The organism is Pseudomonas sp. EL_65y_Pfl1_R83, from assembly GCF_963970695.1.
In the GTDB taxonomy this organism is placed as follows: Bacteria; Pseudomonadota; Gammaproteobacteria; order Pseudomonadales; family Pseudomonadaceae; genus Aquipseudomonas; species Aquipseudomonas tritici.
In genome coordinates this window covers 1-471 of sequence record NZ_CAXAQI010000365.1, presented here as the reverse complement: position 1 = coordinate 471, position 471 = coordinate 1, and the positions used below count along the sequence as shown (strand labels likewise).

General features: G+C 61.8%; 1 pseudogene. It reads left to right on the top strand.

Annotated features, from left to right (window positions below):
* Positions 1 to 471: pseudogene (locus AACY08_RS29315) on the top strand (glutamine--tRNA ligase); the annotation flags it as partial.

The window sequence follows — 471 nt, the reverse complement described above, 5'->3', positions numbered from 1 at the left end:
CATGGCGGTGCTGCGGCCGCTCAAGGTCGTCATCGAGAACTATCCGGAAGGACAGACCGAGGAGCTGGAGGCGATCAACCATCCTGACGATCCCTCCGCCGGCACGCGCAAGATCACCTTCGGCCGCGAGATCTATATCGAGCAGGACGACTTCATGGAGAATCCGCCGAAGAAGTTCTTCCGCCTGTCGCCCGGCAACGAGGTGCGGCTGCGCTATGCCTATTTCGTCAAGTGCACGGGCGTCATCAAGAACGACAAGGGCGAGGTGGTGGAGCTGCGCTGCACCTACGATCCCGCGACCAAGGGCGGCAATGCGCCCGACGGCCGCAAGGTCAAGGCAACCATGCATTGGCTGCCGGCGAGCTCGAAGCCGGCCGAGATCCGCATCTACAATCAGCTGTTCGCCAATCCGAGCCCGGATGCCTCGAACTTTGCGGCCGATCTCAATCCGAACTCGCTGGAGATTCTCAG